At 60.1% G+C, this 24,978-nt stretch carries 20 protein-coding genes and 1 tRNA gene; 5 read left to right on the forward strand and 16 right to left on the reverse strand.

Annotation, left to right across the window (positions count from 1 at the left end):
• The first annotated feature begins 326 nt into the window (after positions 1-326).
• Together AAF555_08485 and AAF555_08490 are read left to right on the forward strand one after the other, a co-directional pair.
• A complete protein-coding gene (locus tag AAF555_08485) occupies positions 327-1,766 on the forward strand; it encodes a glycoside hydrolase family 75 protein (GenBank protein MEM6911609.1) in 1,440 nt (479 codons plus the stop codon).
• A complete protein-coding gene (locus AAF555_08490) occupies positions 1,763-2,986 on the forward strand; it encodes an MFS transporter (protein ID MEM6911610.1) in 1,224 nt (407 codons plus the stop codon). The genes AAF555_08485 and AAF555_08490 overlap by 4 nt, the downstream gene beginning before the upstream one ends.
• On the opposite strand, the gene AAF555_08495 is transcribed toward AAF555_08490, so the two are convergent.
• The 10 genes from AAF555_08495 to gnd all read right to left on the reverse strand — a co-directional run bounded on the left by AAF555_08495 (position 2,975) and on the right by gnd (position 14,881).
• Positions 2,975-4,411, reverse strand: a complete 1,437-nt coding sequence (locus AAF555_08495; protein ID MEM6911611.1) for a hypothetical protein — start codon at positions 4,409-4,411, stop codon at positions 2,975-2,977. The genes AAF555_08490 and AAF555_08495 overlap by 12 nt on opposite strands.
• Positions 4,408-5,757, reverse strand: coding sequence for a hypothetical protein (locus tag AAF555_08500; protein ID MEM6911612.1), 1,350 nt, complete (start codon positions 5,755-5,757; stop codon positions 4,408-4,410). Before AAF555_08500 ends, AAF555_08495 begins: the two co-directional genes overlap by 4 nt.
• On the reverse strand, positions 5,747-6,736 hold the full coding sequence (locus AAF555_08505; protein ID MEM6911613.1) for a prenyltransferase/squalene oxidase repeat-containing protein: 990 nt from the start codon (positions 6,734-6,736) through the stop codon (positions 5,747-5,749). The genes AAF555_08500 and AAF555_08505 overlap by 11 nt, the downstream gene beginning before the upstream one ends.
• Positions 6,736-7,395 (reverse strand): hypothetical protein, encoded by a 660-nt coding sequence (locus AAF555_08510; protein MEM6911614.1) that lies wholly within the window; start codon positions 7,393-7,395, stop codon positions 6,736-6,738. The genes AAF555_08505 and AAF555_08510 overlap by 1 nt, the downstream gene beginning before the upstream one ends.
• The gene (locus AAF555_08515) at positions 7,392-10,034 is read right to left on the reverse strand and encodes a hypothetical protein (protein MEM6911615.1); all 2,643 of its coding nucleotides are present in this window, start codon (positions 10,032-10,034) and stop codon (positions 7,392-7,394) included. Before AAF555_08515 ends, AAF555_08510 begins: the two co-directional genes overlap by 4 nt.
• 159 nt (positions 10,035-10,193) lie before the next feature.
• Positions 10,194-10,880, reverse strand: a complete 687-nt coding sequence (locus tag AAF555_08520; protein MEM6911616.1) for a hypothetical protein — start codon at positions 10,878-10,880, stop codon at positions 10,194-10,196.
• Positions 10,877-11,725, reverse strand: coding sequence for a hypothetical protein (locus AAF555_08525; GenBank protein ID MEM6911617.1), 849 nt, complete (start codon positions 11,723-11,725; stop codon positions 10,877-10,879). Before AAF555_08525 ends, AAF555_08520 begins: the two co-directional genes overlap by 4 nt.
• 88 nt (positions 11,726-11,813) lie before the next feature.
• Positions 11,814-12,641 (reverse strand): SDR family NAD(P)-dependent oxidoreductase, encoded by an 828-nt coding sequence (locus tag AAF555_08530; protein MEM6911618.1) that lies wholly within the window; start codon positions 12,639-12,641, stop codon positions 11,814-11,816.
• 70 nt (positions 12,642-12,711) lie between these two features.
• Positions 12,712-13,329 carry a L,D-transpeptidase gene (locus tag AAF555_08535; GenBank protein ID MEM6911619.1) on the reverse strand — a complete coding sequence of 206 codons (618 nt, stop codon included), beginning with the start codon at positions 13,327-13,329 and terminating at the stop codon, positions 12,712-12,714.
• Between the two features lie 130 nt (positions 13,330-13,459).
• The gene (gene gnd, locus AAF555_08540; protein MEM6911620.1) at positions 13,460-14,881 is read right to left on the reverse strand and encodes a decarboxylating NADP(+)-dependent phosphogluconate dehydrogenase; all 1,422 of its coding nucleotides are present in this window, start codon (positions 14,879-14,881) and stop codon (positions 13,460-13,462) included.
• A 76-nt stretch (positions 14,882-14,957) separates the two neighbouring features.
• On the opposite strand from gnd, the gene pgsA reads away from it, so the two are divergent.
• Complete coding sequence (gene pgsA, locus AAF555_08545; protein ID MEM6911621.1) at positions 14,958-15,557, forward strand: CDP-diacylglycerol--glycerol-3-phosphate 3-phosphatidyltransferase; 600 nt, start codon at positions 14,958-14,960, stop codon at positions 15,555-15,557.
• A 222-nt stretch (positions 15,558-15,779) separates the two neighbouring features.
• Here pgsA and AAF555_08550 read toward each other — a convergent pair whose 3' ends face one another.
• The 6 genes from AAF555_08550 to AAF555_08575 all read right to left on the reverse strand — a co-directional run bounded on the left by AAF555_08550 (position 15,780) and on the right by AAF555_08575 (position 21,755).
• The gene (locus AAF555_08550) at positions 15,780-16,346 is read right to left on the reverse strand and encodes a hypothetical protein (protein ID MEM6911622.1); all 567 of its coding nucleotides are present in this window, start codon (positions 16,344-16,346) and stop codon (positions 15,780-15,782) included.
• 38 nt (positions 16,347-16,384) lie between these two features.
• A complete protein-coding gene (locus AAF555_08555) occupies positions 16,385-18,562 on the reverse strand; it encodes a polysaccharide biosynthesis tyrosine autokinase (protein ID MEM6911623.1) in 2,178 nt (725 codons plus the stop codon).
• 110 nt (positions 18,563-18,672) lie between these two features.
• Entirely contained in the window at positions 18,673-19,788 is a 1,116-nt protein-coding gene (locus AAF555_08560; GenBank protein ID MEM6911624.1) for a transporter, read from the reverse strand.
• A 103-nt stretch (positions 19,789-19,891) separates the two neighbouring features.
• Complete coding sequence (locus tag AAF555_08565) at positions 19,892-20,392, reverse strand: hypothetical protein (protein MEM6911625.1); 501 nt, start codon at positions 20,390-20,392, stop codon at positions 19,892-19,894.
• 23 nt (positions 20,393-20,415) lie between these two features.
• Positions 20,416-20,486: transfer RNA gene (locus tag AAF555_08570), tRNA-Gly, on the reverse strand.
• 114 nt (positions 20,487-20,600) lie between these two features.
• On the reverse strand, positions 20,601-21,755 hold the full coding sequence (locus tag AAF555_08575) for a hypothetical protein (GenBank protein ID MEM6911626.1): 1,155 nt from the start codon (positions 21,753-21,755) through the stop codon (positions 20,601-20,603).
• Between the two features lie 71 nt (positions 21,756-21,826).
• On the opposite strand from AAF555_08575, the gene AAF555_08580 reads away from it, so the two are divergent.
• Both AAF555_08580 and AAF555_08585 read left to right on the forward strand, forming a co-directional pair.
• A complete protein-coding gene (locus AAF555_08580) occupies positions 21,827-22,507 on the forward strand; it encodes a tetratricopeptide repeat protein (GenBank protein ID MEM6911627.1) in 681 nt (226 codons plus the stop codon).
• Between the two features lie 50 nt (positions 22,508-22,557).
• Positions 22,558-24,807 (forward strand): ComEC/Rec2 family competence protein, encoded by a 2,250-nt coding sequence (locus AAF555_08585; protein ID MEM6911628.1) that lies wholly within the window; start codon positions 22,558-22,560, stop codon positions 24,805-24,807.
• Positions 24,808-24,978 lie beyond the last annotated feature (171 nt).

The following is a 24,978-nucleotide window of genomic DNA, read 5'->3' on the forward strand; positions in this document are numbered from 1 at the left end:
GGCCACCGGGGAAAGCTTGCTACCCCGGTTTCCGGGGGGCTTCTGCTAGGATGGTCTTCGCGGTATCCCATTGGTTCTCTACCCTATTCATCGATGACTCCTATACACCTCACAAAGAATACGACTTCTATTTGCGAGACCGCTTCTAATATCAAGCTCCAGAATACACTGTTAGAATGGAGGGAAGAAGGTGTGGGGAAGAGGCGCTGAAGCGCGGGGAAGGGAGAGCCGGTGTCTTTCGAGCCAATTCTGCAGCCTGGTATCAGGCTTGGACGGCGGTCCTTTTTATTTGTCCTCCGAGGCAAGGGGGTCCAGCTTTCACCGGGATGAGGTTCCTTTTCAAAGGCGGTTTTTGGCGGGCTCTGGCGCTGATTTTGGTGCTGGGCTTTTTCGGGCTGACGGCGCTCCTTTACTTCCAAGATCGCGAGACCTTCAAGCGAGGGGTGCGGGCCCTGATGGCGGCCATTTCAGCCCGCAGTGAGGACCCCGAAGTGCGCTATGTGGAGCGGGAGAAGGAGATCGAGGTCTTTCGAGATCGCATTGTCGAGAGGGAGAAGGTGGTCAAGGTCTACCCCGATCTGCCCTCGACCCATGGCGATCCGGTGCACTACGACCCCAAAAAACTCTACTCAGGAATCCAGATCCGGACCGAGGTGCAGGCCGAGGAGGGAAGGCAAGCTTCTCTCGAACGCCAGACGGACGAGGCCTACGAGCTTCAGTTCCAGGTCAAGGTCACTCTTCCTGATCCCGAACTGTCTCTTTCCGATTTTGCCAAGCTCAACCCTCACCTCCTCTCCGGGCTGCCCGGCCTGCAAGTGATGGTTCCGGAGGCGGAAGTGTCCGGGTTTTTCTATCAGCTGTATGAAAACAAGGTCAATCGGGTTCAGTCCAAGCTCTACCAACTCGATCGGATCCTGACACGGCACAATTTCTTCGACTGCGAGACGATGCTGGAGCTGACCCATCCCGAGACCGGACGCAAGGCCCTCCTCATCCAAGCCGATATGGATGTGGTGTCTGATGGTTCGGATGGCGATCGCATGCCGGAGATGCCGGACAAAATCGTGAACTCTTCCTACTACCAGCCCTTCACCAGCTATGGCTGGGCCAAGCGAGGCGAGACCGTCAATCCACTGATCGCTCCCCGACGGAAGTGGCTGAAGGAGGCGGAGGAGGAGTACAAAATCGTGGGCCTGCCGGCGGCACGCAATCGCTATTTGGAAGCACGCATTGCCCGGATGAAGCGGGAGATCGCTGATCTCGAGGCCCGCAGCTTTCTCATTGCGGAGGCCGATCCTTTCATCGTGGTGCCTCTGTATTTTTTCCGTTATGTCGGCCAAGTGGCCCATGCGCCCATGGTGGGCGATTACGCGGTCGTCATTCACGAGGATCGCTTCCTCCCGGCCATTGTGGGCGATGCGGGACCGACTTTCAAGGCGGGCGAGGCTTCTCTTCGGATGGCGAAGGAGCTCGACCCGCGGTCCAATCCCTATCGCCGCCCGGTGAGCGATCTGAGCGTGAGCTATCTGGTTTTCCCGGGCACCAAAAAGAAACCGCATGGGCCACCCGACTACCAGGAGTGGAGAAGCCGGTGCCAAGAGCTGCTCGATGACATGGGGGGCTTGGCCGAGGGCTACGCTTTGCATTCCTGGGACAACATTCTGCCCGAGCCGGAGCCGGTGGAAGAAGCGCCTCCGGCCGAGGAAACGACGGGCCAGGAGGCAGCGGCCGCCGAGGAATCGACTCCGACGGTCGTCACTCCGTGAGCCCTCGCTCACCCCTGAGCCAGATTGCCCGCCGCACCTTCCGCTGGGAGATGAGCCGGGCGGGAGCGGTCGGCGTCCTCGAGTCTTTCTATTGGACTTTCGCGGTGCTGGTCTTGCTCCGGCATTTCGAGTCGGGGCCGACCTCCAAGGCGCTGCTCTTGAGCGCTCATAGCGCGGGTTTGCTGGCCAGCCTCTTCATCGCGCCCTTGCGGCATCGCTTCGGCGTGAGTGCGCCCGCTTTCGCGGCCGGCATTTCCTTGGCGGGAGCGGTTGGGTTTTTCGGGGCGGCTTTCTGTCTTCACTCGCTGTGGGGCTTTGTTCTTTTGAGCGGTTTCGGGCTCTTCTGCCAGACCCTGCAGATCCCTCTCCACACGCGGATTTACCGCGCCAATTATCCGGAGAAGGAACGAGGCCGTCTCTTTTCCCTGACGCTCATTCTGCGGGTCGCGGCCATGTCCGCTTTCGCGGCCCTGGCGGGGCAATGGCTCGAGGCAGACATTCGTTCCATTCGCTGGGTGCTCTGGCTTTATGGAGCCTGCGGTCTGGTGAATGCGGCTTGCTTCCTGCGCATTCCCCGTCCGATCCAACCCCCGGCAGCCAGACCACCTCTCTTTGCGGCTTTGCGACACCTGAAGACCGATCAGCGTTTCCGCCGACTGCAAGTCTCTTGGATGTTCATCGGTCTCGGCAATCTGGCGGGGTTGGCCTTTTTTGTGGAGTATCTCGGAAGCGCCCAAGCGGGGCTCGGGCTGTCCACGGCCGTGGTGGCTCTCCTGACCGGGGTGCTGCCCCAAGTGGTGCAAGTCAGCACGAGCTATGGCTGGGGCAGCCTTTTTGATCGGCTGCCTTTTTACCAAGTGCGCATCGCCATCAACACCGTCTTTTTCCTATCGATCGCCCTTTTCTATTTCAGCCCTTGGTTGCTGGGCGTGGCGGCGGGCATCGCGCTCCATGGTGCGGGGCGCGGGGGCGGGGGCATTCTTTGGAACTTGTGGGCCACCAAGCTGGCCGATGAGGACAAGGTCATGGACTTCATGTCTGCGCATACTTTTTTGGCGGGTTTGCGGGCCTTGGCGGCTCCCTTTTTGGCCTTCTACCTCTCGGCGGCCACCTCGCCTCAAGTGACGGCCATGGTGTGTCTTCTCCTGATGCTGGCTTCCAGCATGGTGATTTGGCCGGATTTTTTAGAAGAGCGGCGGGGACGCCCCTCAGCTCTCTAAGTCAAAGCCTTCCCAAAGGAGATCTTCATCGATGGAGAAGTCATTGGTGGGATAGAGATTGAATTCGATTTCCCGGAAGGCGTCGAGCTGGAGTTCCACTTCTCCGAAGTTTTGGCTGTAGCCGACCATCCGATTGGTGAGCGGGTCATAGCTTCGCAGAACGAAGGTGGCGCGGCCTCCATCCCGAAACCAAGCGCGGACATCCCCCAATTCACGCTTGGCCTGGTCCATTTCCCGATTGCGTATGGCGGCCCCGCGGAGGCGTTCCAGGGGAATTTCGATCTCGATTTCGGCTGTTTTGAGTAGCAGGGAACCTTCCTTGAACCCAGCGATCGATCCGAAGGCCTTGTCTCGATTTTTGAACTCGAGCTGGTCGTCCGAATCACTCTCGAGTTCCTCATCCGGCTGCCCCACGATGCCATTCCACTGGGTGATTTCGATTTCTTCGATGGCGGCGCTGGAGGAACCATTGCTCTGGAAAGTCAGGCATTGCCCCTCGCCCAAAAACTCTTGGCCGTCCTCCCAACTGGCGATGCGTCGGTCATCGGCGTAGAGCAAAACCCGTCCCGCGCTTCGGTCTGCATAGATGGTGATGAGGGCGCTCCCGCTGCGGCGGAATCGCTGGTCGGAGAAGCGTTCTCCCACCGGGCGGTTGCCCATGACCGGGCCGTCAAAGAGCTCGCGACGAAGACCGCCCCCGGGGAGCTCGCCTCCCACGCGTCGCTGCAATTCAATCTGCGAGCTGATGCGCAGCATGTAGCTGTCCGAGTTCATCTGATTGATCTCGGGCGCTTCATTGAAGAAGTGGATGCTGAGATTGAGCATGCCTTCCCATGAGGCGCGGAACTCGATCGTGACCCGATCGCTCAAGCCCATGTTGCGTCCGATGGCGCCATAGCGATTGGAGCGAAGGGCCCCTTTTTCCAACTCCCACGAGTTTTGGCCCGAGGTCACTTCCCAGTTTTCCAAGTCTTTCGGGCCTCGGTAGAGGATGGTGCTGCCTTCGATGAAGTCGATCCGCTCCACCATGCCCTTGGGGAGCTGAAGCCGCCCGGCGTAGCGCGTTTCCAAGGCCAATTCCTTCTCTTGAAAGCCTGCCAGGATGCCGGGAAGGCGGTCGCCATTGGTCAAGGTGACCATGGCGGTGGGCTCAGGCCCTTCCAGCGGGATGGCCGGGCGAAGGACTTCCAGAAATTGCACCGCCTCCACTTGGTCGAAGGTGATGAGGTCGCGAGCCAGCGGACTCTTCCAGACGAGCGCTTCCTCCACCCCGGTCGATTCCAAAGCGCCGGAGAGCTGGGAGCCATCCGCGAAGTGCAGGCGCATGCGAGCGGCCGGGTCTTCCTCTTCGGACTCTTCGGACCACGAGGGGTTGCCAGAAAAGACCGCCAGCAGGGCGAACGGGAGGGGAGAGAGGCGCATCATGGGGTGGAAAGAGGTTGGAAATCAAGCGAGCGGATGGAGGCGCGCTCAATGGCGATCTCCCCCACGCTGGGCCCCTGCCCAAAGAGTTGGTCGGTGGTGGCCCGGTCCGCTTGGAAGAGGAAGGACCCTTCCCCATGCAGCCGCAGGCGGGCCCCTCCCAGGGTGGTTCCGGCGGTCGAGGCCTCGGCCGAGGCAAAGCGCAGAAAGGCGATCCGCTCCAAGGGGACCCGGAGGGTGCCTCCCGGCGTTTCGACCGTGACGGCCAGGGCCTCGGCGGTCGGGGAGACCGGCTGCATCTCGCGAATGGTGCCGTGGATGATGTCGTCATCCACCAGGACCACTTGATCACTCCCCTCCGGCGAGTCGACCTCGTAGACACCATAGCTGCGACCATCCCAGGAGGAGAGCGTCAGCTCTGAAATCTGGAGGGACCGGGAGGAATTCGAGAGAAAGCCTAAGATGTCTCCCGGGACCGGCTCGCGGTGGGGGTCGTTCCAAAAACCAGCGAAGAGGTCATCCAGATAGAGGATGACCCGGGCCTTTTCTCGATCGAAACGAATCTCCACTTGGCAGTCCCCCCCGGGGGCGTTGGCGCGGGCGGCGTTCAGGCCTCGGATGGTGCCGAGCGATTCGAGTTCCCCTTTTTCATCTCGGAAACGGCGCAGGATGGAGCTATCCCGCTTGATCTCGAGCTGGTAGCCTTCGGAGCGATCCGCCCCTTCGATGCTTTCAGCCCCAAAGAGGATGATGATCTGGCCGCGGCTGCTCCAATTCCAGCGAAAGCGCAGGATGCCCCGGGGGCCCAGGCTGGCCTCCCCGCCGATGAGCCCCCGGGCGTGGCTTTGGAGACCTTGGGCCTGCACTTCCCAGTTGTTTTCCTCCTGCTGCCAAGTCTCGAATTCTCTCCGCCCAAAACTCCGGAGGCGGGCCCCTTCTTCCCGCAGCAGGACAAAATCGATCTCCTCTTCGGCCACCTCTAGGACACTGGCGTATTCGGTTTCCAGCCGGAGCGCCCCGTCACCGAAGCCCAGGAGACGACCCGGCAGGCGGTCGCCCGAGCGGGTTTTGACGAGGGCGGTTTTCAAGGAGGTGCTTTCGCCGGCCGAGGTCTTGCCAAAAAAGATGCGCTTGATGGCGCTTTGGCGAAAGGGCGAGGGATCGAGGGCGAAGGGAAACTGCCAGAGCGCTTCCTCTTGATTCGGCATCGAGAGCAGCCGCCCGATCAGCCGATCCCCATTGCGAAAGAAAACCCGGTCCGACCACTCCTCCGCCCGAAATTCCTGCGCCCCCATCGGAGGGACCAGGGCCAGGCTCCACACCAGCAAGAGGGAGTGTTTACCGCTCATAGATGGGGAGGAAGCGGTAGTTCAGGGCCAGCGAGAGGAGCGCGCCGGCCGTGGAGAAGGTGGTGCCCTTGTTGCCGGGCCAACTGCCATCGGGGGCCTGGGTCGCGCTCAGGTAGCGGATATTGATCTCGTTCCACTCTTCCCATTTCTGAAAGTCCGCGTGGAAGAGGGCCTGCGACATGTAGTATTCGAAGTAGTAGGGGTAAGCTCGGTCGCGATAATTGAGATTTTGCGTAAGGTAGTCGAGACCTTTTTGAAAGTCCGGGAAGTCCGTTTTCTTGGCGAGCGCGAAGGCCAGGGTGCCGATGGCGGTGCGGTTCTGGTTCGGCCCCCCAGCGCTGGTGTAGCCGTAGCCGCCGTTGGAAGTCCGCATGTCATCGTAGTAGCCGAGCGCCTTGATGAAAGAGTCATCCGGCACATTGATGCCGGCATTGCGGGCCGCGAAGAGAGCGACGACTTGCGCCCCGGAGACGGTGGTGTCGGCGTCTCGGCTGTCGGGATTGTAGCGCCAAGCGTTCCGCGGATTGCGCTCCTGCGAGCTGAGGATGAGATCGACCGCTAGCTGCAAGGCCGGTCCCAAACGGGCGTCCTCGACCGCGCCGTAGCACTCGGCCAGGGCGAGCGTGGCGAAGCCGTGATTGTACATGCTGTTCCCGATGTAGCCGTTGGCCTCGTTTTGCTGCGAGAGAACGTGGTCTAGGCCCCGCTGGATGGCATCGGCGTAAGGGCCATGATTGGGATCATTGCCGTGCGCCAGCATGGCGGCCACCGCCAAGCCCACCACTCCCGGCTCCGAGCCATAGTTGTCCGGCCAACTGCCGTCCAGGCTTTGGGTGTCGACCAGGAATTGCAGGCCGTCGAGATACATTTCCGCCAACTCATTCGAGATGGGGTCGGTCTTGCGCTGGAAGAGATCCTGGGCCGAGGCCCCGAGCAGCCCGCCACCCAGAAGCAGAGCGATGAAGAAAGGCGCGCGCATCAGGGAGCGGGTTCGTCTGCGGCTTGGAAAAAGGATGAGAGAAAATCCTGATACTCCGCTGGCAAAGGCCCGCGGTAACTGCCCCCGCCTTTCTCCACCGTGCGTTCTCCTCCGAAGTCGAGTTGGCTCGTCCCCTGGCCCAGGCTATTCGCGCTCTCGGAGTCGCCCGTCATGCCAAGGCCTGCTTGGTCGCCCGCTCCCTGCCCGCCGGGTTGGCTGGATTGGCCTTGCCCGGCCATTTGCTTGAGCATTTCCAGCATGGAGCCCATGGTCCCGTCCCCCTGCCCTTGGGATTGCTCGGCAGCCTTTTCGGCCGCGGCCAGGATCAATTCGATGACTTCGGTTTCCGCGGCGATGGTTTCGCCACCGGTTTCATTGAAATCGAGCAGGTCGACCGCGTCCATCATGGCGAAGTCGATTTTTTCCAGTTCGGTGATGACCTCGGCATTGGTCTGATTTTCGATGATGTCCCGGAGGTTGGTGGAAAGCTCATCCTGGCGGTCGGCCAGGGTCTTGGTCTCACGCCGAAGCTTTTCCTCTTGGGCCTGGAGGATGTCGGCCCGGGTTCTTTCGGGGGGCGGTTCCTCTTCTTCTTGGGCGGAGAGACGGGGCATCGCCAGCAGAAGAACGAGGAGCGTGAGGGTGGCGGGGGCTTTCATTGGGCTCGCTTCTCTTGAAGTTGCAATTTGTTCTCCTCGATGGCGCGGGTCCGGCCGCGCAAGTCTTCTTGTTGCCGCACCAGCCGCATGAGGCGCAGCATCAGCTCGAACTGCTCCTCCATGTCTTCGGACATTCCGCCGCCTCCCGCGCCCCCACCGCCGCCCGCATTTTGGCCGCTATTGGGGTCCAGGGTATCGGCCCATTCGCGCAAGAGAGCGGCCCATTCCCGGGAGCTGGCCAGGGAGAGAAAGGAGTTGTTTCGCAGGAGGAGGCGACGGACGTCATCCAGGCCATCCACGATTTCCGAATCGTCCATGGCCTGCTGGAGCGTTTCATACTTTTCCTGACTGGTCCGGCGGAAGAAGTGCCCCAAGTCTTCCTGGATGTAGCGGACCTCCTCCCGGTTTTTCAGCTGGGACTCATCCAATTCTCCCATCAACTTGCGGGCCCGGCCCTTCATGTCAGCGAACTCCAAGCCGGCGATGTCGAGCGTCTCGATGGACTTCACCAGGGAATTCCCGATGCGGTCCTGGGCCCGGGCGGCCTTGCGCAACCGCGCCACGAAGGTGCCCGCCTCCAGACGCTCCGCGGCTTCATTGGCCTGCGCGAGCGTCTCCTTCATTTTCTCGAGAGCGGCCTCCTGTTTCTCGATGGCTTCTTGGAGCTCTTCTTTGGCGGCTTCTCCTTCAGATTGCTCCGAGGACTCGGCCAGCTTTTGCTCCACTTCGGGGAGGTCTTGCTCGCCCAGTTCTTTGAGCGACTTCATCATCTCGAGCCACTTTTGCATGGACTTGGGATCGATATCCGGGTTGCGCAGGGCGTCCTGGAAAAGCTCTTGGGAGGCTTTTTCGAGTTCCTTGAGGCGCTCGGCATTGAGTTTTTCCCGCTCGGCCTGCTCGGCCAGCATTTGCTTGGCTTCTTCCTCGCTCAGCTCTTCGGCCGCGAGATCTTGGAGATCGAGATTGGCCTCGTAGTTTGACTCCTCGGTGCGAGCGGCCTCTTCCAAGGCCCCGAGAATGCGATCAAACTGTTGCTTGATGAGGCGGGCGTGCTGGTCACGATCGAGCACAAAAATGGTGTAGGTTTCCGAATACACCCGTTCGCGATCCGGGAGATAGTCTTCCACGTAAGCGCGGACTTGCACCCGCTGGGGACCGATCCCGAGCGCACTGGGAGAGAAGCTGGCTTCATCGGAAATCTTTCGTTCTTTGGGGGCCCCATCGACTAGGAGTTCGTCTCCCCGGGCGGTCTCGACCTCGCCATCGGCGCGACCCTGCCACTCCAGCCCGATGCGGCGGACACCGAAGTCATCGCTCGCCGTGACGGTGAATTTGAGAACCTCCTCTTCCAAAATTCCGCTGACGGAGCTGAGCCCATTGATGTAAACCTGCGGTTTTTCATCTGCTAGAGCGCGGAGGCGCCCCCGGAAGCCGGAACGCGGCGAGAGACCCTCCGCATCGACCCAATCAATCTGATAGCTGGCGCTTTCCTCGGCCAGCAAGGTGGCGGACTGAAAGCCCTCCCGCTTCACGATTTTTAAGGGGTGCGTGGTCGGTTCCTTGGCCTCAGGAGGCGCTTCCGCACCGGGCAAGGAAAAGAGGGATTCCGGTTCGGGGGTGAGCGTGAGGGAAGCCGAGCGAAGAGGGCGGGTGGATTGCCCGGACAAGGCGAATCGACTCCCCTCCACCACCGTCAGCAGGCCGTCCCGGAGATCGCGCGTTTCCGGTGCATACTGAAGGTAATCGGGATAAGTGAGCGTGGCAGCCAGTTTTTGCAGGGCCGGGCGACGCAGGGGCACCACCCGAATGGCCCATTCGCCATCGCCCACTCGCAGGCGGAGGGTGCCTTCTTCGGTTTGCCCGGGGAGCTGAAAGCGATAGCCCTCCGCCACCAGCTGCGAGCGAAGGGCGCCCTGCGGTCCGGGAAGTTCGAGGTCGGCGGTCTCCGGTTGCCAGGCCGAATCCTCGGCCAGGGCGAATTCCAAATCGAAGGCCTCCCCGTGGATGACCGGCAAGCGCTCGGGGACGTCGTCCAGAATGGTGAAGGTGTAACGCTCGACCTCAGCCAGAGGCAGTAGCCAGCGTTGCAGCGAATTCCAACCGGCCGAAGGCACGACCGCGAAGACGAGAATCGCCAAGCCGGCCAAGCCGAAGGCCCCGATGGCCAAGCGGCGGGTGTGCCGATTGGGAACGGCCTCTTGCAGGTCTCGCTTGGCGGAATCCTCGGCCACTTGCTTCATGGCCGCGGCCATGAGGGCGGGAGACATTCTTCCAGATTCCGCGTCTTGGTCCCGGAGTTCGACCACGCCCAGCAGTCGATCCCCAAAGCGCGGGTAACGGCGGCGGACGAGGCGGGCCAGTTGGGCACTGCGACGATGGCCCCAGACCCACTTCCGCAGCCAATAAGGCGCGAAGACGGCGAACAAGAGCGTCCCGGCTAGAAGAACGGCCAGGCGGAGAGGTCCCCCGGTGTCACCCAAACGATCGAGAACGAAGACCAGCAGGAAGGAGCAAAGCAAGCCCGCCGAGCCCGCCAAGATGGCCTCGGCGATCTTGGTTCGCCAGAGTTGCCCCCGAACATCTGCCAGCTGCCGCTGGAGCGACTCGGGCAGTTCATAGTTCCGGTGGGTTTCGGGCATTCGAAAAGAGCGGCGATCGATCGACTACGACGCGGAGCGCGCGGTCCGAGGGATTGTTTGCATAATACGTTCCCACGACCGCAGTTTGTCTTCCCCGCGCGCTAGGATCGAACCGCTCCCCCGATTCTCAAGCCGGGATTTCCGACCCGCTCGCCGCACTCAAGGGCTGCGCACGGGATCGACCGGGGTTTGGGCCCCGCCGCTAAAGGAGAAGCCGAGAAGACTGGTGCCAGAAGAGCCCCCCGGTCCTCCGCCCTCCACGAATTCGCCCAAGAGGCCGGATCCACCGAAGCCCGTGTCGGACCCCCCGGTGGCGGTGCCCCTTCCGAAGGCACCCGAATTATTCTGGAGGCTGGCGGCTGCCAAAGCGCCGAGCCCCAAGGAGGGTTCGCTGGAGCTGGCCCCCAAGACGGCCGAACTGAGCGTTCCTTGTGCTTGGTCCGTCGGCACCAATTGACCGCCTTTTCCGAGCACCCAGCTCGCTCCTTTTCCGTTCTTCCCATCGGCTACGGCTTCCCCGAAGACCTGGGCCACGGCCGCCCGAATGGCGGACTCGGCTTCGGGGGCCATCTGGATGGCGCAGGAACGCACTTCGGCGGCCCGCATGGGCTCCCGCATCACGATCACGGTCACCATTTCCGCGAGAAATTCGGGAGAGGGTTGCAGGGCAGCCACCGCCACTTGGAGGCAATCACAGGCTGCCGCCGGCTCCGCAAGCGTGAATTCTTCCAGCAGGGAAAGGACCTCTCCCGGGCTTTCCTGAAGCCGCTCCTGGAAGGCGGTCCGAGGGTCTTCCGCTAGGGCCGAGACCGAGAGCAGGAGGGTGAGAAAGAGGATCGTTTTCATGAGGTGGGACGTTTGCGTTGGGAAAAAGCCAAGAGGGAGAGGAAACCGAGGAGCGAGACCTGAGGCTCAGGGATGGCGGCGGCTTGGAAAATGGCGAATTCCGGCTCGTCGATCCTGGTGGCAAAGAGCACGTCTTGGTTGCCCGGTGAGCCGATGTCTTCCAAGGCCCAGACGCCCCAAGTCGTCGATTGGTAGCTTTCGTCCACGTCGGCCGCGGCGACGCTGTCCAGCCAGCTCTGGGCCAAGAGCAGGGCATTGGCTTCGGTCGTGCTCGATTGATCGCCGAGATACATGTTCCCGGCGGCATCCAGGAGCGAGAGGTCGCTGTCGTGGGTCAGCTCCCAGAGGGCCAACTGGAAGGCTTGAGTGTTGGGGCTGGCTTGGCTCATGGTCCAATCGCTCAACTCGTCAGCGGTGTAGAAATTGTCGTAGAGGTAGCGAACCCGGGCAGCGCGGAAGGCGCCGATGCCCCCTTCCGGGATGGACGCGCTGGTGTGCCCGGCCTCGCCCGCGCGACCACGGGAGACGTTCTCCAAGGAGGTGATGTTGAAAGTGTATTCGTTCGTCCCAATGGACTCCCCGAGTTCGCCGCAGAAGGTCATGTAAGCGTGATCAAAATCATACGACGTCCCGCCAATGTTCGAGATCTCCACTTGAAAGCCGATCGCATAAATCGAAGAGAGCGAGGTATCGCCAGTGGAGGAAAAGTTTTCGTAAGTGTTTCCGCTGTCGACCTCCGTGTCGAGCGACACCGTGAACGTGATGGTTTCATCAGCCATAGCTGAAGAAACCAAGCAGAGAGCGAGCGGAAGCAGGCTCGCCAAGAAATCCTTTCGGGGAGTCATGGGATGTCAGAGGAACACTCAAGCCCTGACAGTATGACCGTTTCCCAGCGATGATTCAATAAAAATCGCTATTATTATAATTTTGATACTAAAGCTCCTCGGACCTTTTTCGCGGTCGGGAGGAAAGAGCCGGCCGCAGGCACCACATCGGCAGGCAGCTCAGGAGAGATGCCATCAGCCGGACCCAGGCGCCCGGAAAGACGCAGGGACGGTCTTTTTCTAGCCCTCGTAGGCCGGCTGACACGGCCCGGGCGGGGCTGATCTCCATGCGACGAGAGGCTTTCTGGTAGTCGGGCCCTAATTCCTCCCCCGGACGGATGGAGGAGAGACCAAATTCTGTGGGGACGGGCCCGGGGCAGAGCGCCGTCACGCGAATGCCCTGCTCCTGCAACTCGATGCGAAGGGCTTCTGAGAAACTGGTGACGTAGGCCTTGCTGGCGGCGTAGGCTGCGAAGTCGGGGATGGGCGCGCAACTGGCGAGCGAGCTGACATGGAGGATCCCAGCGGGGGCTTCCTGGCGGAGCAGGGGGAGAAGCCGATGCGTGAGGGCGGTCAGGGCTTCGATATTGACCCGGAGAAGCTGTTGCACGCGCTCCCAATCGGAGGTCGCGAATTCCCCGTAGTCGCCCAGTCCGGCGTTGTTGACCAACAGGCCGAGGGCGGCTTGCTCTCGCTTGAGCCAAGTGAGGGTTGTTTCGGCGGCGGAAGGGGCCCCCAAGTCGAGAGGGAGGACGCCGACTTCCAGTCCTGGATGAGCGCGCTCCAGCTCGTCGCGCAGGGCCGCGAGGCGGTCCCGGCGCCGAGCTACCAGCCATAGTTTTTTGGCACGCGGGGCCAGCTGCCGGGCAAACTCTTCGCCCAAGCCAGCGGAGGCTCCTGTGACCAGGGCCTCGATGCCATCAAGCGAGAAACCCATGGCAGGCCCTAGACCCCGGCCCGGAAGCCAAGCGAGGCTGGCTCACTCAGGGAGCCTGCCAGGCAGCCCTTCAAAATTTCCACATCCTCCCCTGTTCGGCGTCGGCGAAGACCTGGGGGCTCTTCATGTAGGACATGGGCGGATTCGGGAGAGGGGCGTCATCCAGGCGGGGGAGCTTGGCGCCGATGGTGTCATCCCAGGGCTGACGGCTCGCCACGCTCACGGGGGTGCCCACTTGAACCAGGTTGAACGTCTTGCGCGCGGTGTTGAGCGGCAAGCGAACGCAGCCTGCGGTGCACGGGTAGGGCTTCACAAAGCCCCAGTGCATGCCGTAAGCCGGGCTGTAAAAGGACATCCAATAGGTCATGGGGTAGCCTCGCCCCGGCTCTCCAAAACGGCGGCGTTCCTTGGTCTTGCTGGTGATCCGATGGAGGCCAGGGGGGGTCGGGGAAGTGGCTCTCCCGACGGAGACTGGAGAAGCCAGAAGGACCTTTTCTCCCTCGGTCACATAAATCCGCTGGGCCCCAGTGCTGATGTGGACCTTCACTTGGGAGGCGCTGGATGGACTGGCGACCGGGGGGTCGAAGTCGAAGGAAGTCATTTGGCTGCGGGTCGTCTTGCAGGAGCTGAGAGAGCCCACTGCCAGCAAGGCCGCTGCCACCAAAAGTCGTTGGGAGAAGGAGTGCATGAGAAGAAACTTGGCGAGCGGTAGCTTCTGCCCAATCGAAAACTTTTCAACGAAAGTTGCGGGGCGCTTTGGCCTCTTCCCTTCCCTTTTGCCAGGAGATCCCGGTGGCCAGCTTGACCCAGCTAGGAGATCACTCCACGACCTCGGGCCAATCCGTGTGGAAGAACTCGCCTTCCGGTTTGTCGAGCCGCTCGTAGGTGTGCGCTCCGAAGAAGTCCCGCTGGGCTTGCAGGAGATTGGCGGAGAGCGTCTCGCTGCGGTAGCTGTCGTAGTAGCCCAGGCTGGCACTGAAGGCCGGCACCGGAATGCCATTACTCATGGCCAAGGCCACCATCTCGCGCCAAGCGGCCTGCTTGGTATTGAGGATTTCCTTGAAGAAGGGGGCCAGCATGAGATTGGAGAGCTTGGGATTCTCGCGGTAGGCGTCGGTGATGCGATTGAGGAAGCGGGCTCGGATGATGCAGCCTCCGCGCCAGATCTTGGCGATTTCTCCCAAGTTGATGTCCCAGCCTTGTTTTTCACTGAGGTCGATGATGAGGTCGAGACCCTGGGCATAGGAGATGATTTTGGAGGCATAGAGCGCATCGGCCACCTTGGTCTTCAGCTCTTCCTTGCTCAGGCCAATCTTGGCTTCGGGGCCTTGCAGATGGGGGGCGGCCGCCACTCGGGCTTTTTTCATGGAGGAGAGAATCCGGGCTTCCACGGCTGCGTTGATGGTCGAGACGACCACCGCATTCTCGACCGCGCCCATGACGGTCCATCGTCCGGTGCCCTTTTGGCCGGCTTTGTCGACGATGAGATCGACGATGTGTTGCCCGGTTTCGGGGTCCTTTTGTTCAAAGACTTTGGAGGTGATTTGGATGAGGTAGCTCTCCAAGTCCCCCGTGTTCCATTCGGCGAAGACTTCCGCCAACTCTTGGTTGCTGAAACCGGCTGCCTTGAAGATGGAATAGGCTTCACAGATGAGCTGCATGTCTCCATATTCGATCCCGTTGTGGACCATCTTTACGTAATGCCCCGCTCCGCCTGGCCCGATGTAGGTGACACAAGGTTCGCCATCGACCTTGGCCGAAATCGCTTCGAAGATGGGCTGGATGACTTCCCAGCTCGAACGCACTCCGCCTGGCATGATGGAAGGCCCTTTGAGCGCTCCCTCCTCTCCCCCAGAAACGCCGGAACCCAGGAACCGGAAGCCCTTGGCCTCGAGGGCGGTGGCGCGGCGTTCGGAATCGGTCCAGAGGCTGTTTCCACCATCGATGATGAGGTCCCCCTCTTCCAGAAGGGGCTCGAGGGATTCGATGACCCGATCGACGGGCGCGCCTGCCTTGACCATAATCATGACTTTGCGAGGGCGCTCCAGGCTGGCCACGAAGGCTTCGAGGGATTCGCAGGCCACCAACTTTTTGCCGGGATTGGCCTCCACAAAGTCGGTCATGGTGGCGGTGGTCCGATTGTAGACGGACACCTGAAAGCCACGGCTTTCCACGTTGAGAACCAGGTTTTGCCCCATGACTGCGAGGCCGATCAATCCAAAATCACTTTTGACTTCCATATTAAGACTACTGAAGAGGTTGGGGTGCGTTCCTTAGCTGCGGAGCCCCACACTGTAAATGACAATCTGAAAAACGATGGCAAAGCCCCGTCTCTGGAATCTCCCCAACCTGCTGACTGTCTCTCGGATCGTGATGACGGCCGGCCTGGTGGGGGCCATGTCTGTCGGCGGAGCGGTCGGATTTGCTTGGGCCTTGGGCTTGTTCGCGCTGGCCTCGGTCACTGATTTTTTGGACGGCTACCTTGCCCGGAAATGGGGCCTCATCAGCAACTTCGGGAAACTCATGGACCCGCTGGCGGACAAGGTGCTCGTGCTGGCGGCCTTCTTGCTTTTGAGCGTCCAGGGAGCCGTTCCTGCCTGGATCACGGTGGTGCTGCTGACCCGGGAATTGCTGGTCACGGGGCTGCGCTCGCTCGCGGCCGAGCGAGGGGAGGTTCTCCCAGCGGACCACTGGGGGAAAGTCAAAACCGTGGTCCAAGTGGTTTGTGTTCTCTTTTGGCTGAGTGCCCTGGCCTTTCAGGGGATGAAAGAGGCGCTGGTGTGGGGGCTGGGAAATGGGCTGCTCGCCGTGACCCTGCTGGCGACCGTTGGCTCGGGCTTCAACTACCTATGGAAATCACGTTCTCTCTTTTTGGAGAGAGAGAACGAGGGAGAAAGCAAGGGGAGCGGGACTTGAGGTGCCTACCTTTTTGGGCCGTCCAGGATTGGGCTCGGAGGGCTTGGTGATTTGAGTCTGCCGATCGACCGCGCTTCAGCGCCTCTTCCCCACACCACCTCCCCTCCATTCTACCAGTGAATTCTGGAGGTTGGTATGAGGTGTGGAAGGGCCAAAAAAGAAGACCGCTCTCTCTCGAAAGCGGTCTTTTATGAAAAGTGGTTGGAAGGAGACAGGGACCTTTTACTCGAAGGCTCCTCGGCGCTGCACTTCGACGATGTCTCCGGGTTGCAAGGAAACAGTTTTGTCCTGGTCCTTTCGGAGGTCATACTCGATCGGCTGCCGGCCATCTCGAATCAGTCGGACTCGCTGCGCCCCCCACTGCGGATGAGGTCCTCCGGCCGCTGAGACGGCCGCCTGCAAGTTCATGCCTGGGAAATACTTGACCGGTCCTTCCCGAACGGCTCGGCCACTCACCGTGACCATCCGGTCCACCTCTTGGCCGTCGGCGTTGATGGTGAAGGTGCCGGTGGTGTAGATCTCGGCGCTGCGGTAGGCGGCCTGAATCGCTTGGGCCACCTGCACTTCGGTCCGGCCCGAAGCCCGAATGGCCCGGCCTTCGAGATAGGGAAGCCCTTGCAGCATTCCGCTGTTGTCGATCCGATAGGAGCCATTGAGCATCTCCATTTCCGCTTGGGGAAGACCGCGGGCGATTAGGAGGATGTTGTCTCCGGCACGAAGGGTCGCTTGAGAGAATCCGATCTGGAGTCCCCCTAGGCTGAGGAAGAGGACAAAAAAGGCTGTTTTCATGGCTTATTCGGTGAGCGATTTAAAGAAAAGGATGAATCTCAATAAGCGTCTTCGTCGACTGAGATTTCTTCAACTTGTTGACCGGCGCGTTTCTCTTCGGCCTTCTCCTTGGAGCGGCTGGGACGGTTTTCCGCACTCGTCGGAGCGTAGTAGGTGTAGTAACTGGTGTAGTATTGGTATTGGCTATCGCTTCGGATATCCACGTTGTTCAGGACCACACCGAGAAGGGTGCCGCCGACGTTTTCGACCGCCTTTTTGACCCGTTGCAGCATGGTTCGAGGCAGCTTGCGGTGTTGGATGACCACCATCGTGAGGTCGACCTCGCTCGCGAGCACCGAGGCATCGGAAACCCCCAAGATGGGAGGCGAGTCCACCAAGACGAGATCGAACCTCTGTTTCACATCGGTGATCAGCTCGCTCATACGGCGGCTATTCAAGATTCCCGCCGCATCGGCCGGGAGAATCCCGCTCGGCATGAAGTAGAGATTGTCGATGGGCGTCTGGAGAATGACGTCCTCCAACATGAGTTCAGTCGTGAGGTAATTGGTCAGTCCGACCGCATTGTTGATTTCAAAAAAGGTGTGCAGCTTGGGGCGGCGTAAATCGCCATCGATCATCAAGGTATTGTAACCTCCCTGAGCACAGACGTAGGCGAGGTTGACCAAGGTGGTGGATTTGCCTTCGCCGGCCCCGCCCGAGACCACCGTGATGGAGTTGGCATCGGCGCTTTTGCGATTGAACTCGATGTTGGTCCGGAGGATTCGGTAGGCCTCTGCATCCGGGCTGAGACCACTCTGCTTGTGGAGAACGCCCACGTCTTTCGGAATGACGGCCAGGACGGGGACTTCGAGATACTTCTCGACGTCCTCCAGGCTTTTGACAGAGGTGTCCATGTATTCCAGGAAGAAAGCGATCCCCAACCCAAAGACCATCCCCACGACCGCGCCCAGCACCAAGTTGAGCGCCACATTAGGGGTGGAGGGGTTGACGGCCGGTTCCGCCCGTTCGTGGAACACGACGGGAACTTTTGGCATGCGGAGGTCGATTTTTTTGGCGTTCGATTCGAAGGTCATCTTTTGAAGGATGTCCTTCTGGTTTTCGAACTCCCGTTTGGCATCGGTGTAGGAAATGGTGGTGACCCGCTCTGCGAGCACCTCCTCCTCTCGTCGGTCATGCGAGTCCTCGAGCTTGGCGAAATTTTCTTGGGCAATTTCGAGCTGCGTTTGTAGGTTTTTCTTCACGCTGTCGACTCCCTCCGAGAGGAGATCACGGGTCGTCGCCAACTGCCTGCGAATGCCTTGGACGGTGGGGTGGCGGCGCCCCAAGCCCACTTCGAGGGCCTCCTGCTCGGCTAGGATGAGCTGCTGGTATTCGGGGAAGAGGCGCCGAATGGTGTCGTCCTGGATGTCCAAGGAGGCGGCCGAACGGATCAGTTCCTCCCCTTCCAGATTCGAGAGCGTGTTGATCTGAGTGGTGATCTCATTGATGAGGTCTTCTTTGTCTTGGAGGTTGCGCAGAGACTGTTGGAAGGTGCTTTGTTTTCCGGAAATGGGCTCTCCATCGCTCATCATGGGGTTGCCCGCGCTCAAATCGACGATGCGGTAATCCTTCATGATGGAGTGCATCTTGATGCGCGCGGCCGCCACCTTTTCCTCCTGCTGACGAAGTTGGTCATCAAGCGCTTCCACCGCCGCCTTCATCCGTTTGGTCTCTCCCTCCAAACGGCGCTCCTTGTAGGTCTCGCCGATGGCGTTCGCAATCCGACTGGCCATCCCTCGGTCCGTGTCGAGATACTCGATCTCGATGAGATCGGTCCCACGGATTGGCTCCGTGCTGAGGTTTTTGCGTAGGACCCCAAAGGCAGCGGTAGCGTTTGGCAGATCCCACTCCTCCGCCAGATTGAGTTGGTCCACCACCTTATACAAAGTCATCTTAGAAGAGATGATCTCGAATTGGGTTTCCAGAAACTGCCGGGACGCAAAGACCTGGTTGCTGACCTGGTTGGGGTCGATGACCGACATTTCAGAGATCGGTTGTTCGATCTCCAACACCACTCGGCCCGGGAACTTTTCCGGGAGAATGTGGGTGATGACGGCCGCCGTCATGAAGACCAAAAGGAAGGTCAGCAGAATGACGCCGTAGCGATTTTTGATCACTTGCCAGTATTCGACGGCCTGAAGGTTGTTATCTGAATTGCCGTTCTGTCCTTTGTTCATATCAAAGAGAGGTGGAAGGGTGGTCTTTCGAAAAGGAAGGCGTTGCCCGAGACAAAAAAGGCTCCCGAAGTTGAGAAACTCCGGGAGCCCTTGTATTCAAAGTATTTTGCTTAGAATTGAGCGGAGAAGCCGACAGCGAAGCGATTCCTCTCGAAGTCGCGGAAATTCCGTGAGCTATCGATCAAGTTAAAGTAGTAGGTAGCGTCGACCGACCAGTTCGGATTGATGGCATAGGTGATCCCTGAACCGAAAATGAATCCGCTTTCGTCGGACTCCACAGCCCCTGCCACTCCGTCTTGGAAGTCAGAGAATCGGTAAACGATGTTCGCGAAGGTGGTGACCCGATCGGAAATGGCGTAGGAAGTGCGGAGGTTGGTCCGGAAAGTGTAGTTATTGGTCCCAGCGGCTTCAGAATCCTCAAGTGCCAAACGATTCAACCACGAGACCGACCACGCTTCGGTCAAGCTGTGGGTCAGGCCCAAAGAAGCGTAGGGAGCCGTCCGTTCCCCGGTCACATCTGCATCCCGGAATTCGGCACCCACCCGCGCCGTGAGACGGCTCAGCTCAGCAAACTTCCAATCCCAACCCAAAAGACCGAAGTAGGAAAGGGAATCGTTAGGGTTGGTATCGTAATCGGTATACTTGAAGCGTCCCTCAATGAGCGCGTCAGACCGTTCGGTCACCGCGACTCGAAAGATGTGAGCAAAAATATGCGTCAGGCGATCTTCAGAGGCTGAGGAGAGCGCGTCATCATAGTCAAGACCGCTGATGGTGTAGGAAGTGGTGGTGGACAGATAAGGCGTCCAGACGTAGTCGACCGCCGAGCGATTCCGGAAGAAGAGATACTGATCGGTCCGACGGTTGAGGCTCTCGCTCTCGACGTTATCACTTTCGAACTCGTAAGCGACGTAGGTAAGGTTCGAGAGGGTAGCACGCTCCGTCAGGCGATGGGTCAAACGCAGTTCTCCCCGGGCATTGTAGAAAGAGTCTTCCAAGCCAGAAGCTTGGTCCGGATAGGTGGTGACGCCAGCACCAAGGTCGAGCGTGATGGCGTTGCGGCCGGAAATGTAGCCGTAAGAGGCACCCATGCTTCCGGAAATGTAGGTGCTATCGACCTCGTTGTTGGTGGAAGAATTGACGTTGGTGTCGTAACCAACCCGGAGACCGGCACGGAACTGAATGGGGACAGAGACTTCGATGTCCGAATCGTAAGGCAAGACGCTCATGAGGGCCTGTCCGAAGGTTGAACCGCCAAGAGCGAAAAAGGAAGCAAGAACAAGAGCAGGTTTTTTCATAGTGTTTCGAGGGAGAAAGGAGGGAAATTTTGGATTAGGCGCCCGTTTCGCCGTTGATGGCAGTCTGAACCTCAGGATCGCTTTCCAATTCAGTTTGGCGGTTCTCTTCGGTTTGGACCAACACCTCAATATCAGCCACCTCTTCAACTGTTAATTCCTCCCCGGCGTTGATGGCTCCCGTGGTCGCAGCCGTGAGGAGGGCGGAAGCTGAGGAGGGGACGGCTTGGATCGCACCGGCCACGATGAGAACGACCAGGCTCCGGTTGTTTTCGACGACGGTCGTCACAAAACTTGCCACGTCGTTCGCGTTATCGATTCCTGCCGTTTCAATAGCAATCGCAGTGGCTTCGGTAGCGATCGAAGCATTCCCCGGTTCTGCCAAAAAGTCTCCCAGAAGTTGGGCGGCATTGGCGGGGGCGTTGTTAATCGCTTGCTGCAACTGATTGAGACGCTGTTGCTGGGCTGTGGTGAGCTGAGCGAGCGAAATGCTGGTGGCCCCGAAGAAAATGAGCGCGAGGGATAGGATGGTTTTCATTTCGGTAGTTGGATGAGATTCAGAGCGGGCAACGGGAATCGAACCCGTCTGGCCAGCTTGGAAGGCTGGAGCATTACCACTATGCTATGCCCGCAAGTGGTTTCGCAAGAGTCTGCACAGACGCCGCTCACAAGTCAAGCGCGCGGGAAAAATTTTTTAAAATCGGGAATTTTCTGTTTTTTAACGACTTACAGAAGACGGAGGGCACCTAATCCCCTCGCTCCCAGCCGACTTGGATTTCCTCAATGATCAGCTCTTTTACTCGGCCGCCCGGACCCTTGGCCGACCGCCCGACGAGCCAGACAGGCTGCCAAGTCGAAAGAAATGCGGCCACTTTCCCTACCTCCAACGAAGGCAAGGTGGTGGCCTGGGTAGACGAGAGCGAGTCATCTTTGAAACCGAGCAGACCACCCGGGAGAGGCTTCGCGAGAGCGGCCACCGGCTGTTGCTGGGTCGAGTCGCCGGCCAAAAGCCTTTGAAAATCCCTCGCCAGGAACGATCGGGTCGGCAGCGGGTCGATTACCGGTTCCGAGAATTCAGTCAGCACGCGAATCCAAAGGGGATGGCGAGCTTCTTGAAACTCTCCGTAAGCCAAGAACAATTCGGCTCCCTGCCGGTCCTTTCCGAAGCGTCCCACCCAGTCAAAGGGGCCCCATTGCTCCAAGAGATCCTCAATTTCTAAAACCGCTTCGATCTGCTCGCTACTCTCTTGCAGGAAGCGGCCGGCTCGTTCTCTCCCAGAGCGGCTCGTCAAGAACTCGAAGGCGAGCCTCTCCGCCGGGGACAAGGAGTCGACGGGGTTTTCCTTCGTCTTTTCGGCGAAGGGAAAGATCGCCTCGTCCAAAAACTCCACTGCCAATCGATTCCGACGCTGCTCATTCCAGATGAATGCGGTCAGGAGGCTGATGCCAAGCGCCACCCAGCGCCCATGTCGACCTGCCCAAGCTGCCGCCTTCTCGGCAAAAAGCTCAGTGAGCTGAGCCTCCTCCTCCGCCACTTCGGCTCTGCCCTCTTCTTTTTCCGAGACTTCCGAAATCGCTGGCCCCTCCTTCTTAGAGGAGGCCTCGCTGGCGGAGGCTTCTTGGTCTTCCGCCTCCGGGGGCTTGGTTGGCTTTTTTCGCTCCGGGAGAATCGCTTGGGGCAAGCTCGCCGATTTGGGTCGTGTTTTAGGGGGGAGCTTCTTGGTGGGGGCTTGGGCGGATGGCTTTTTCTTAGGCGGCAGCTTGGTCTTTTCTTTGGGCGCGAGCGGCTTGGTCTTTTTGCGGGAAGGCAGCTTGGTTTTTTTGGCGGGCGGGGGGCCTTGGCTGCCTTGTTCAGAGTGGGCGCCCTTACCCTGGGGGCTCTCAGGCTCGGGCTCGCTCATCGATCACAAATTTCCTTCTTCCCTCGCATCAATCTTTTAGTATCTGTAGGGGCACTCGATTTTCGCTCACCATGATTTTGGAACTTTTGCCAGATTGTCTAGGGATTTTCGCACAGGCGGGGGAGCCCCCGTCGGTGGCCAAAGAGGGAGACGCCCTCGGTCGGAGTTTGCTCGTCTTTGTGGGCGGAGGCCTTCTGCTCGGGGCGGCCTTCCTCATCTGGGTCCTGCCTGCCCTCATCAACAAGGTCAATGACATGCTCTATGATTCTGGCGAGCAGGTCGAGCTGGACGAGACCCAGCGGGCCAGGGTGCTGGTGGCGCAAGGCGACTACGACACGGCCATCAGCGAGTTCCGCAAGCTCTCTCAAAAGCATCCTGAGGATCGGGTGCCCGTTATCGAAATCGCAAAAATCCAGCTCGACAAGCTGGCCGATCCCGATGCCGCCATAGCCACCTTCGAAGAGGTCCTCGATGGACGGGAATGGGGCCCTGAGGACGCCGCCTTCTTTCTCTTTCGATTGGAGGAACTCTACCTCGAGGAAAAGGGAGACAGCGCCAAAGCGATCGAGCTTTTGGAGTTTGTCATTGAGCAATTTCCCGAGACCCGTTTTTCCGCCAATGCCACCCACAAGTTGCACGAGATCCGCAAGACCGAACCTGCAGCCAGCCCGACGCCGCTGCCGGTGGAACCTGCGGTCCCGGCGGAAGAGGAGGAGGAAACCTTCGTCTCCCCCCCGCGGCCCGACGCCTGAGCGAGTCAGCCAAGTCCAGCCCTCTGAAACGGTTTTCCCGTTGTCCCCTTGTGCTGCCCTTCTTGGCGGCGATCGCGGGGATTTGGCTAGCCGATCTTTGGAAGGCCCAGGCCCTGACCTGGCTTTTGCTCCTGGGCACCCTCTTGATTTTCCGATTTCTTCAGCCCCTGCCCGGCACGTCCACCCTCTTTGCCTTCTTCTTTTTCGCGGCGCTCCAAAGCCATCAGCTCGAGCGCTTCGCCAGCCCGGCCGTGACCAAGCATCTTCAGAAGGGCCCAGCCACTCTCGAAGGGGAGGGCCGGGTCGTCGACCGATGGAGCACCCGCGCAGGCGAGACCTATGTTCTCGATTTTCCAGCGGCCAAGCTGACCAATCTTCCGGGCACCCACTTCATCCGGGTGGCCTACGCTTGGCCCGAAGAAGACCTCGAACTCGGCCAAACCCTTTCTGTTTCCGCCACCCTCCGCTCCTTTTCTCCGCCACGCAATCCGGGGGAGTTTGACTACCGGGCCTACCTGGCACGGAAGAACCTCCACTTTCAACTCCGCCTGGAACCCTGGAGCCAAGTCTCTCTCGTGGGGCCGAGTGGGAACAGGGCGCTCTTTGCCCGCTTGGCCGAACGAGCGCGGGAATGGCTTTCCCAGGTGCTTTCGCGAGGGATCGAAGACCATCCGCGGTATGTCGCCATCATTCGCTCGGTGGCTTTAGGACAATCGGAAGAGGCCGACCCGGACGATTTTGAAGCCTTCCGCAAAAGTGGCGCGCTCCACCTCTTTGCCGTGAGTGGCCTCCACATCGGTCTGGCGGCGGCCGCGGTCGGTTTTCTGGCCCGGTCTTTCGGCGCGGGGCGCCGCGTCGTCATTGCCCTCGCCATTCCCACCTCGTTTCTCTATGCCTTCATCACCGGACTGGAGCCCCCCGCTTTTCGGGCGTCGATCATGATCTCTTTCTTTCTCCTGGGCACCCTCCGCCTACGCGAAAGTCATCCTTTCAATCTGCTGGCCCTGGCCGGGCTCCTCATCCTCGGTCTGCAGCCGCAGCAACTTTTCCAACTCGGCTTCCAATTCTCCTTCCTGGTCTTGTCGTCCATCAGCTGGATCGCCCCACCGCTCTCGCGGAGCTTTCGCGCCCGCTGCCAACCCGATGCCTTCATCCCACCCCGCCTCCGCACGCCCTTGATGCGGCTGTCCTACCGCGCCCTTCACTTTCTGGGCGACGCTTTCGCGGTCTCTCTGGCGGCCTGGCTGGGCTCCGTCTTTCTCACCTTGTGGCATTTCCAGTTGGTCTCGGTGGCGGCTCTCTTGCTGAATCCGTTTTTGATTTTGGGCGCCTTCGTCCTGATTTTCTGCGCCATCCTTTCCCTAGGCTTCAGCCTTCTCGGACTCGGCTGGTTGGCCATCGCCCCCAACCACCTCTCCCTCCTGACCGCCTACGCCCTGACAGCCACCGTCCAAACCGCCTCGCAACTTCCTGGAGCCTACTTCCAAGTGAAAAGAGGACCCGAGGCCCCGGTCGAGCTGGTCTGCTTCGACGCCGCTTGGGGGCAGGCGCTCGCTTTTGAAACGGCTCTTGGCAATCGACTGCTCATCGACAGCGGCCGGGCCAGCGATGGCCAGCGCTTTCTCCTGCCTTGGCTGGAATCCCGTCTGCCCCCCAAAACGTCCTGGATGATCCTGACCCATGGCGACATCAATCACGTCGGCGGCGCCTCCCCACTTCTCGAAAGCTCCCCCCCTGACCGGCTTCTCTTGAATCCCGCCAAAAGTCTCTCTCCAGCGTGGCAAGCACTCGAGGCGAGCCCCTTTCTCCGTGAGGCCGGGAGTGCGCGCATCGCCGATGGAGATGGCTTCCGGATTGATTCCCACCTCCGTCTGGAAGTCCTCCATCCCTCTCGCGCGGCCTTGCCCCGGAGAGCGGACGACAATTGCCTCGTGCTTCGGACCGAAGCCCTTGGCTGGCGAATTCTCCTCATGAGCGATGCCGGCTTCGCCACCGAGAAGACGCTCCTTGAAAAGGGCACCGATCTTCGCTGCGACCTCTTGATCCTGGGCCGCCATGGGAGCGCCCCTTCCGCTTTGACCGAATTCCTGGAGGCCGCCCAACCCCGAGCCGTCATCGCGACCCATCGGGAGTTTCCCTCAGAAGAACAAATCCCCGACCGCCTGAAAACGGCCCTCAAAGAGAGAGGCATCCCCCTTTTTGCCCAAAATGAAACCGGCGCCGTCCGGGTGGCCCTTGCCCCACGACAGCTGACCTTGGAAGCCTTCCTCGGGGGTCGGACGCTCCACCTGGAACGCTAGCCGAAAGAAAAGATCCCACCTCAAGGTGTCATACCAAGCTGCAGAATTGGCTGGTAGAATGGCCGAGTGGATTTCGGGCCAGACCAAGGCGCGACGAGGGCGCGGTACAGGCACCCTAACCGAGGAGCAACGCAGGGCTGGCTCGAAAGACTCCGGCTCTTCCTTCCCCGC

It is taken from the genome of Verrucomicrobiota bacterium, from assembly GCA_039027815.1.
In the GTDB taxonomy this organism is placed as follows: domain Bacteria; phylum Verrucomicrobiota; class Verrucomicrobiia; order Verrucomicrobiales; family JBCCJK01; genus JBCCJK01.

Excerpts from the sequence above, each read along its gene's own strand:
- gnd (MEM6911620.1), bottom strand. The coding sequence starts at position 14,881 with ATGGAAGTCAAAAGTGATTTTGGATTGATCGGCCTCGCAGTCATGGGG.
- AAF555_08505 (MEM6911613.1), bottom strand. The coding sequence starts at position 6,736 with ATGCGCGCGCCTTTCTTCATCGCTCTGCTTCTGGGTGGCGGGCTGCTC.
- AAF555_08515 (MEM6911615.1), bottom strand. The coding sequence starts at position 10,034 with ATGCCCGAAACCCACCGGAACTATGAACTGCCCGAGTCGCTCCAGCGG.
- AAF555_08530 (MEM6911618.1), bottom strand. The coding sequence starts at position 12,641 with ATGGGTTTCTCGCTTGATGGCATCGAGGCCCTGGTCACAGGAGCCTCC.
- AAF555_08500 (MEM6911612.1), bottom strand. The coding sequence starts at position 5,757 with ATGAGCGGTAAACACTCCCTCTTGCTGGTGTGGAGCCTGGCCCTGGTC.
- AAF555_08580 (MEM6911627.1), top strand. The coding sequence starts at position 21,827 with ATGATTTTGGAACTTTTGCCAGATTGTCTAGGGATTTTCGCACAGGCG.
- AAF555_08535 (MEM6911619.1), bottom strand. The coding sequence starts at position 13,329 with ATGCACTCCTTCTCCCAACGACTTTTGGTGGCAGCGGCCTTGCTGGCA.
- AAF555_08560 (MEM6911624.1), bottom strand. The coding sequence starts at position 19,788 with ATGAGCGTCTTGCCTTACGATTCGGACATCGAAGTCTCTGTCCCCATT.
- AAF555_08555 (MEM6911623.1), bottom strand. The coding sequence starts at position 18,562 with ATGAACAAAGGACAGAACGGCAATTCAGATAACAACCTTCAGGCCGTC.
- AAF555_08575 (MEM6911626.1), bottom strand. The coding sequence starts at position 21,755 with ATGAGCGAGCCCGAGCCTGAGAGCCCCCAGGGTAAGGGCGCCCACTCT.
- AAF555_08485 (MEM6911609.1), top strand. The coding sequence starts at position 327 with ATGAGGTTCCTTTTCAAAGGCGGTTTTTGGCGGGCTCTGGCGCTGATT.
- AAF555_08520 (MEM6911616.1), bottom strand. The coding sequence starts at position 10,880 with ATGAAAACGATCCTCTTTCTCACCCTCCTGCTCTCGGTCTCGGCCCTA.
- AAF555_08495 (MEM6911611.1), bottom strand. The coding sequence starts at position 4,411 with ATGATGCGCCTCTCTCCCCTCCCGTTCGCCCTGCTGGCGGTCTTTTCT.
- AAF555_08550 (MEM6911622.1), bottom strand. The coding sequence starts at position 16,346 with ATGAAAACAGCCTTTTTTGTCCTCTTCCTCAGCCTAGGGGGACTCCAG.
- pgsA (MEM6911621.1), top strand. The coding sequence starts at position 14,958 with ATGGCAAAGCCCCGTCTCTGGAATCTCCCCAACCTGCTGACTGTCTCT.
- AAF555_08565 (MEM6911625.1), bottom strand. The coding sequence starts at position 20,392 with ATGAAAACCATCCTATCCCTCGCGCTCATTTTCTTCGGGGCCACCAGC.
- AAF555_08525 (MEM6911617.1), bottom strand. The coding sequence starts at position 11,725 with ATGACTCCCCGAAAGGATTTCTTGGCGAGCCTGCTTCCGCTCGCTCTC.
- AAF555_08510 (MEM6911614.1), bottom strand. The coding sequence starts at position 7,395 with ATGAAAGCCCCCGCCACCCTCACGCTCCTCGTTCTTCTGCTGGCGATG.